Source organism: Microcystis sp. LE19-131.1A (assembly GCF_027532015.1).
Lineage (GTDB): Bacteria > Cyanobacteriota > Cyanobacteriia > Cyanobacteriales > Microcystaceae > Microcystis > Microcystis ichthyoblabe_A.
This window is the reverse complement of sequence record NZ_JAPZSS010000155.1, coordinates 1-7,777: the sequence shown is the minus strand read 5'-3', so window position 1 is coordinate 7,777 and position 7,777 is coordinate 1. Positions and strand designations below refer to the sequence as shown.

At 46.2% G+C, this 7,777-nt stretch carries 5 protein-coding genes and 2 pseudogenes; all 7 read right to left on the bottom strand.

From position 1 onward, the window contains the following. Positions 1 to 26: 26 nt before the first annotated feature. Positions 27 to 1,241, bottom strand: coding sequence for an ISL3 family transposase (locus O9323_RS12340; protein ID WP_288125198.1), 1,215 nt, complete (start codon positions 1,239 to 1,241; stop codon positions 27 to 29). Between the two features lie 180 nt (positions 1,242 to 1,421). Beyond that, the gene (locus tag O9323_RS12335; RefSeq protein WP_288125197.1) at positions 1,422 to 1,973 is read right to left on the bottom strand and encodes a general stress protein; all 552 of its coding nucleotides are present in this window, start codon (positions 1,971 to 1,973) and stop codon (positions 1,422 to 1,424) included. 200 nt (positions 1,974 to 2,173) lie between these two features. Then, a complete protein-coding gene (locus O9323_RS12330; RefSeq protein ID WP_016515453.1) occupies positions 2,174 to 2,950 on the bottom strand; it encodes a sterol desaturase family protein in 777 nt (258 codons plus the stop codon). Position 2,951: 1 nt separating this feature from the next. Next, the gene (locus tag O9323_RS12325; RefSeq protein ID WP_288125196.1) at positions 2,952 to 5,261 is read right to left on the bottom strand and encodes an NACHT domain-containing protein; all 2,310 of its coding nucleotides are present in this window, start codon (positions 5,259 to 5,261) and stop codon (positions 2,952 to 2,954) included. A gap of 29 nt (positions 5,262 to 5,290) precedes the next feature. Beyond that, on the bottom strand, positions 5,291 to 6,859 hold the full coding sequence (locus O9323_RS12320; RefSeq protein WP_002752249.1) for a B12-binding domain-containing radical SAM protein: 1,569 nt from the start codon (positions 6,857 to 6,859) through the stop codon (positions 5,291 to 5,293). A 59-nt stretch (positions 6,860 to 6,918) separates the two neighbouring features. After that, positions 6,919 to 7,131: pseudogene (locus O9323_RS22655) on the bottom strand (hypothetical protein); the annotation flags it as partial. Positions 7,132 to 7,401: 270 nt separating this feature from the next. After that, positions 7,402 to 7,777: pseudogene (locus tag O9323_RS12315) on the bottom strand (RRXRR domain-containing protein); the annotation flags it as partial.

The window sequence follows — 7,777 nt, the reverse complement described above, 5'->3', positions numbered from 1 at the left end:
GGCTCTTCGTTACCCTTTATGCTAAATCAACATACAAGATGCCAAGATAACATACTTCTAACCCAAAAATTCCGAAAGTTTCTAAAGCCATAGCCTCTCCGTTTTATTAGTTTAAGTTTATTGTTGATTCCCTCGACCACCCCATTCGTTGTCCTTCGCTCGAAATAACTAATGATTTCTCCAAACCAGTTTCGGATTGTTTGACAACTCTTGGTAAAAACACTGGAGGATTTTGCCAACCAGTCCGAGATGGATAGCAGTCCTTCTGTCGGATTCTCTGAGGTTTCATAAATCTTTCTAAATTCTTCCTTTAACTCGTGCATCTTTTTCAAATTTGGGAAATTTTCTTTGATAGCTTCTAGTTTGATTTTTTGGGTTTCCGTTAAATCTTTTTCATTTTTTAACAAGCTATATTTACTTCGCTTTAAAACTTCTAGCTTCGCTTCTTTTTCCGCTTTCTGTTTTTTATTTCTCTGCGCTTCTACGGCTCTTTTTTCTGCTTTTCTTTGTTCGTCTAACTCTTGATTAATTTGTTTCATTACATGGAATCTATCGGCGACTACCTCGGCCGATGGCATCAATTCTTTCACCAAATTTTTATAGGGCAACCAAAGGTCTATGCTGACTTCTTCAATTTGCTCTAACACCTCTTTTCCCCACCCTGTAAGCGTTTCCCTCAATTCTTCTTGTGTTCGCTTCTCTAGAATAGCTATTAGTTTTCCCGTATCTAAATTTACTAAAACCGCACAGTAATTTTTTTGTCCTTTGACTAGAGCGATTTCGTCAATTCCTAGTCTTTTTAATTTCGATAGGTCTGTCTCTGTAATTTCTTCAGCTATGTCCTCTATCATTCTTTGAATCTCTTCTTCCGTTACGTCATTTCTTCGACTAACATTTAAAATATCTCCTTCTTTTAATTGTTCGAGTATATTCTCGGCTAGTCTTTTCGTATAGGTTCGTTTCTTGGCGACAAAATCTAACTCTTCGCTAAAGGGTTTCTGACAATTACCGCACTTAAATTGACGACGATTAACTTGTAGGTACACTGGTTGACCTGAGAGCGGTAAATCTTTGACTAAATGTCGATGATTTTGGTGAAGTTTATCGCTCTCTAACCCACAACGAGGACAGGCTGCTTTTTTATTTTTCGATTCGATTTGGAAAACTATACCGATATTTTCTAGGTGTCGATAGCCTTGAATACAGGTTCCTTGTAGGTTCAAAAATTTGTCAAGCATCATAAGTAAAATAATCTCGTTTTTGGCTATTATATCAAATCTTAACTCGATTGTCTATCTTTTGGTATTAACCTATTTGTGCCTTAAGTCCTTTCCTGTATAAATTTCAGCTACTTTTGAGCGTAGTTGCTCTCATCGAATTTTATTTTAAGTTAATTATTTGCATAACAATTCCCGAAGAGCCTAAATTTCCCACTCGCGAATCCCTCGGCGCTTTAGAATTGTTTCAGCCTGAAGGATGTCAGCATCTGTACCGTCCACGATCAACAGGTAATCTCCACGAACCACATAATCGTGATAGACTCGTGCCCGATCTTCTGGAATTCCTAGACCAATTAGACCACCTACCAAACCTCCGGTAGCCGTCCCGATTGCACCGCCAGCTAACGTGGTAGCGATCGCAGTTGCAGCCGCCCCTGCCAACATGACGGGGCCCACTCCAGGAATTGCCAATATGCCCAACCCAACCAGCAAGCCTGTCAGTCCTCCGATGGCTCCGCCTGCCGCTGCCCCGGTCTTTGCTCCTTCGTCAATATGAGTTGTTTTTGTTTCGGTAAGCTCTTGAACTCGTGTCTCACCAATCCGGTTGCTCTGCTCCAGTCGTTCAGGCTCTTTGGCAATGATTGATACCTCATTCATGGCAAATCCGTCATCTCGTAATCCATTCAGTGCCTTCTCTGCCTCTTGATAGCTAGAGAAGATTCCCACGGCTCGTTTACGGTTAGTTAAAGTCATTTTTCCCTCCAACGCTATGCGGTAAAAGCTTTGTAAATCCTATAGTATGGCGAACTATAGCGATTGAATTTCCTGATTCGAGTTGATAATTCTGCTCCTGGCATTACTGTAACAGGCGGTTGCTTGATTTACTGCGTGAATTGATTAAAACTGTATGAATTGCTTGAATACGAGACAAAATGTAACGGGCGATGCACGAGTTAAACTCCATCGACTTTACCCGTCAGACGCTCATCAAACTTCTGCTCATAATCGGGGTCTTGAGTTCCGAGGAGTTTGTCCCAGAACGTGAAATATAGACCGTAATGTACGGTGTACTTGCGATGATGAATGGAATGATGGGCAGGACCAATAAACCACCGACCCAACCAATGATGGGGAAATGAGGAAGGCAAGCGATCGATCCCAAGATGATTTAACACTGCCCAGATCGTCATCGTGGTGAGTGCCGCAATTAACGTGATGAAATGCAGGGGAAGGACAAAGACAATGCCGACCAGGAAGAGAGACTGAACGATCGCCTCTAGTGGGTCAAAGGCAAACGAAGTCCACGGGGTAGGATAGCGCGAGCGATGATGCCCCTGGTGTAACCACCGAAAGAGTGACGGGTGGTGAAACAAGCGATGGGTGAAATAGAAATAGGCATCCTGGAGAACCAACACAGCGCCATAACTAACCCCTAAATAACACAGCCCATACTGTTGAGGGTGGCTGTATAAGCGGGTAATACCCCAACTGTATCCTGTCATGATGAAAGCCGCCGCCAGCGCAAACACCCCCGCCGAAAGAACCGAGAGCGTGATATCTTGTTGAATTGATCGCCAAGAGGGAGACCAATGCCGCAGGTTGTGATTGACAAAGGACTGACTCAAGGGCGAATAGAAGAACAAATAGGTTCCCCCAGCCACGAGAAAGTATCGCGCCAGGATGATCCCAAAGAAAGCGAACCCGTAAAATCCAAATGAGTGGTCTATCAATTTAATCTCCTTGCCATTCCCGATCTTCCAAGTCCTTTTGAGGTAACAGCAACGTGGCTTCAATTTCTTGCCGGATTGCGGCTGTTATTTCGCAGTTACTATTCAAACAATCGATCAGGAGTTGATTGGCCTCATAGTAGCGTTGGAGCATCTGCTGTTGCTCAGTCGTAAACTGCCAGGGATGATGAATATTGCGATAATTGGCGATCGCACACCGCAACTGTTCCACCCAGGCAGAATAGTTTTTCTGCCACCAGTGCTGAAGCCGTTCCAGGTTTTGACTCGGAGGTGGCAGTTGGTCTCTCAATTGTTGCAAAGACTTATAAAATCCAGCATCCAGAACCATCACCAGAATGTTGTTGAGTGCCTCGCTACAAGCATTGACATAGGCAAAATCCTGACTGTGGTCGATGGCAAACTCTACCAGCAAGTTCTCCAACGCCGCATCTAAAAACATCCCCTGATCGAGCGTGCTGGCTAAGGCAAAGCGATCTGCCGTATGCGGGCTTTGGGCAAGGGCAAGGTAAAATGCGCGTGCGGTCGCCACTTTGGTTTCGTCTGGGAGCTGCTGGGATTTTTGGCTGGCCCAACTCAAAAACTCTTGCAGATAGGAGTCTTGCGCGACTAAGGCATCAATTTGTTGCTTCATCAACTGCACCAGCGCATCTGCACTTCGCAACATGGCAGCCGTTAACAAGAAGACTTCGCGCCAGTGGGAATCGGTGATGTGACTCACCAACCCTCCCAGTGCTTGTTCTAATGCCTGCAAATTATGGCTGGCAACTATTTTTCGAGCCGTGAAGTATTCTTGAAATGCCAGATAAGAAAATGAAAAAATGCCTCGCGCCCTTTCTGTGAGGATTCCATGCTGTGCCTCGATCGCTTTCAGCATGGCTTCGCTTTCGAGTTGGAGTTCCTCTGCTTCCAGGGTTGCACCTGGCAAATTCCGCAAATAGTCGCCAATGTATTGCTCAATCGTGCGTTGCTCAAAAAAATACTGCCCCTGTTCAAAAGTCACTGCTGCAAGCTGGCTCAACAGCCTCAATTTTTGGGGCAATAAAAACCCCCGGTAAACCTGATCGCGTTCGACTCCTCTCGCTTTATCCCATTTACCCAGCAGCAAATCCAGCCCTTGTTTATAAAACTCAGCCCGCTTGCTCGGAAATTTCCCTTGACCCTGAAACACCCAGCAGGCGAGATGCAGAAACAGAGGTGTCACCACCAGTTGCCGAAATTGCCAGTTTTCCGGCAAGTCCAACTTCTCCATAAACTGAGCCGACTGCTCCTGCCCCGCTTGAGCAGTCGTTTTGCTCAGTGCCACAAACCACTTTTGCGCGAAGGTGCTGATTTGTGCCTGGGTAAAGGGGGCAATTTCTACATCAGTGAAACCTCGAATCTGGAGTTTTTGGGCAGCGGTGCGACAGGTTACTACAAATCGATTGCGATGATACTTTTCTGAGAATTGGCGAATTTCTCTCAGAACTGCTGTAATGTCCTGGTTGAGAACTTCATCCATGTCATCGAGCAACAGCAGGACTCTGCCCGCTTGCAGTAAGGTTTCCAGCACAGACGGGTTGGAAATTCCCGAGGTGAGCAATGCCTGACGGATGTAGTTGAACAGGCTAAATTCACCCCTGGGACTGGACTCCCCGGCAAATTCTCTCAATAAGATAAAAATCGGCACTTGATTCGCCGCAAACTCGCCTTGGTTGCACTGAATCGCCAGATGTTGCAAAAAGGTAGTTTTGCCAACCCCCGGCCTGCCCAAAACTCTAAGCTTTGAGTAAGTTTCAACAGCCTGCATTCCGGGTATTTGCTTCTGCTCAACCTCTCCCAAACCGACGCGCTCGAATTCAGCAGGACCCAAGTTTTGCCAATCGGCAATCTCCACCCACTGTTGACTGGCAATTTCCGCCAAAATATTGACATCCACATAGATGTCATCAATGTTGACTGGATGGCTGATGTCTAGTAACTGCAAGATGCCGCACTGGTTTTGGATGGTGTCCAGGCGTTGCGCTCGCACCTCTTGCACCAGAGCATCAATATTAGTTTTCGCCAGTTCTCCTGGTTCAGGAAATTCTGCGGGCGGAGCGAGGGCAATCTCCCGCCAATCCAAATCCAGAATCGAACAAATTTCCAGGAAAACCTGGCGATCAACGGGTTTTCCTGTGAAAAACCGCCAAATCGGCTGGCGGGTCTTTAAGTTCACTTCCCCTGCTAGATTTTCCTGAGTCCACCCCTTGAGCGCAAAGGCTCGTTTAGCCTGTTTAATTCCCGAAGGGGAAGCCTGGAGCGATCTCTTGACCATACAATCCAATCCTCCCTATCGAGTCAGAATCAGTTCTGGTTGGGACGACCAGAAACTTCTAAGGGATCGTAGCCTAGTTGTTGAGTAATCCGTTCTCTGGCTAAGGACCGGTACTCCCAAAAATGTTCTCCCGCCGCGCACAGACCTAAATACAGATTGAGAACTTGGGGCTTTTTTTGCCAAATCGTCCATAATTGCCGCCAAAACTGTCCCCGAATGTCCGCTCGGCGGATACCCTGATGCCAGATTAACTGGGTAATCAGCCGTAACCCCTTCCCCACGGGAAATTGCATGGTTTGCTTGTGTTTTGACTGCAAACCCAGACCGAGACATTGTTGGAAACAGCGTCGGAGATAGTGGCTGGGTTCGTACAGCGTCCAGAAGCCTTCGACATACTCTCTGGCAATTTCGGCAATCGGGCGGGTGGGGATAAAATTCATCAAGCTATTCTGATCTCCCGTCGGATGGATGCTGTCACCCTCAACTAAACGCTGTTCTTGTTGGAGACGATTCCAGAGCGCCGTGTTGGGCGGAGCCTGGAGGATGCCTAACATGGGCTGAGGAATACTGGTTTCTTCCACAAAGGCTTGAATCCTTGCCCCCGCACCAGAGCGCTCTCCATCAAACCCCAAGATAAATCCAGCATAGATTAGCAAACCGGCTGCATTAATCTTGCGACAGGCTTCCACCAGTGGATTGCGAGTATTTTGCAGTTTGCGCGTCACTTGCAGACTATCTTGGTCAGGAGTTTCAATCCCCAGAAAGACAGAATAAAACCCCGCCTCAGCCATCAGGCTTAACAATTCATCATCCTCTGCCAAATTGACCGAGGCTTCAGTAATAAAGGTGAAGGGATAGTCGTGCTGCTTCATCCAGGGAATCAAGTCTCTGAGAAAGCGTTTGACGTTGCGCTGATTGCCAATAAAGTTGTCATCGACGATGAACAACGAACCGCGCCAGCCTAGGTCGTAGAGAGTCTGCAACTCTGCTAAAGTCTGACTCGGCTCTTTAGTACGAGGTTTGCGCCCGTAGAGGGAAATAATGTCGCAAAATTCGCAGTTAAAAGGACAGCCGCGAGAGAATTGCACTGCCATCATTAAGTAATCGTCTCGCTGAAGCAGGTCGAAGCGGGGGATGGGGCTGAGGGTCACGTCTGGTTTGTCCCCAGAGCGGAAAATTCCCTGGCTTTGACCTTGAGCGATCGCCTCCAAAAACAGGGGAACGGTTAACTCTCCCTCATCCAAAATGAGATAGTTCGCTCCAGAATCCAGGGCATCCTGGGGGACAGAGGTGGGGTAGGGACCGCCAACGGCGACTTTTTTGCCTAACTGCACGGCTTTTTGAATCAGAGCTTGAAAATCTGGCTTCTGGACCAACATGGCAGAGAGGATAACCAACTCACACCACTCCCAATCGGCTTCTGTTTCAGGATTGACGTTGCGATCATAAAATCGAATCTCCCAGTTTTGGGGGAGGAGGGCGGCGACAGTAATGATGCCGAGGGGTGGAATGGTGGCTTTCAGTCCCGCGATTTCCATAAAGCGATCGTAAGACCAGAAAGACTGGGGAAACTTAGGGTAGAGTAACAGGGCTTTCATCGAAAAACTGGGTCTGAAACCCCGCCCTTTAGCGATAGCGGAGGGCGGCTTTACATAAGTTAGTGAGAAACAATTAAACCGTTAGAACGACGAATTAACTGAATCTTACTAACAGTTATCTGTCCCAATCGTTGACCATTGGCATCGCTTACAGATAGCTGTTTTTCGGTATCTCCACTAACATAACCAATTCCTTTGGGAGAAGAAATTAAATCTCCTTTATGGAACCCATGTCTTGTGGTAGAGCCACCATATTTACGTCGTTTACCACCTTACAACTATGTCTGCTTCTTCATTGGAGGGGAATATACCGATGATCGAGTGAATATTTGTCATGAATTTCCTGTTTTTAGTACATAATTAGATTATATCCAACATTCCGCAGGTCAGATTCCACTTCATAAATATCCCTCTTTGGGAGTATCTCATTTATGCAAGTGAGTAATTATACTTGTCCCTAAAACTGGTTTCTAGCAAGGCTTTCAAAATAGCTTGACATAAAACCTGATTTAGGGGTTACAAAGGTGAGATGCTCCCTCCCTCTTAGCAATGCCATCGTTAGCATGACTTTCTGGTGATTGTTCTGCTTTATTTTTGGACTTTTCTAGTCGCAAATATTTTCTGAGATTAGAGGTTTGCCAACCAAAGCGGGTATGGACTTTTGCCAATTGAGATAGTTGCTCAATCGCCCATTTCTGTCCGACCATAACCGACGAGAAACCTTTTCCAGACTTAGCTCCTTTTCTACCGGAAGTTAGATCAATATCGGTTTTGACATACTCAAAGTAAATGTCAGTAATTGGATAGATTTTGGTTAGTTCAGAAACGACTCGAAGTTCAAGTTGACGATTAGCTCTGATTGAGGGAGCTAATTTTCCTTGTTTTCTATTTGAGAATCGTTTTTGTCGATGCGCTCTT

Bases quoted from the DNA above. Each gene is read 5' to 3' on its own strand.
- O9323_RS12340 (WP_288125198.1), bottom strand. From the start codon at position 1,241: ATGATGCTTGACAAATTTTTGAACCTACAAGGAACCTGTATTCAAGGC.
- O9323_RS12335 (WP_288125197.1), bottom strand. From the start codon at position 1,973: ATGACTTTAACTAACCGTAAACGAGCCGTGGGAATCTTCTCTAGCTAT.
- O9323_RS12325 (WP_288125196.1), bottom strand. From the start codon at position 5,261: ATGGTCAAGAGATCGCTCCAGGCTTCCCCTTCGGGAATTAAACAGGCT.
- O9323_RS12320 (WP_002752249.1), bottom strand. From the start codon at position 6,859: ATGAAAGCCCTGTTACTCTACCCTAAGTTTCCCCAGTCTTTCTGGTCT.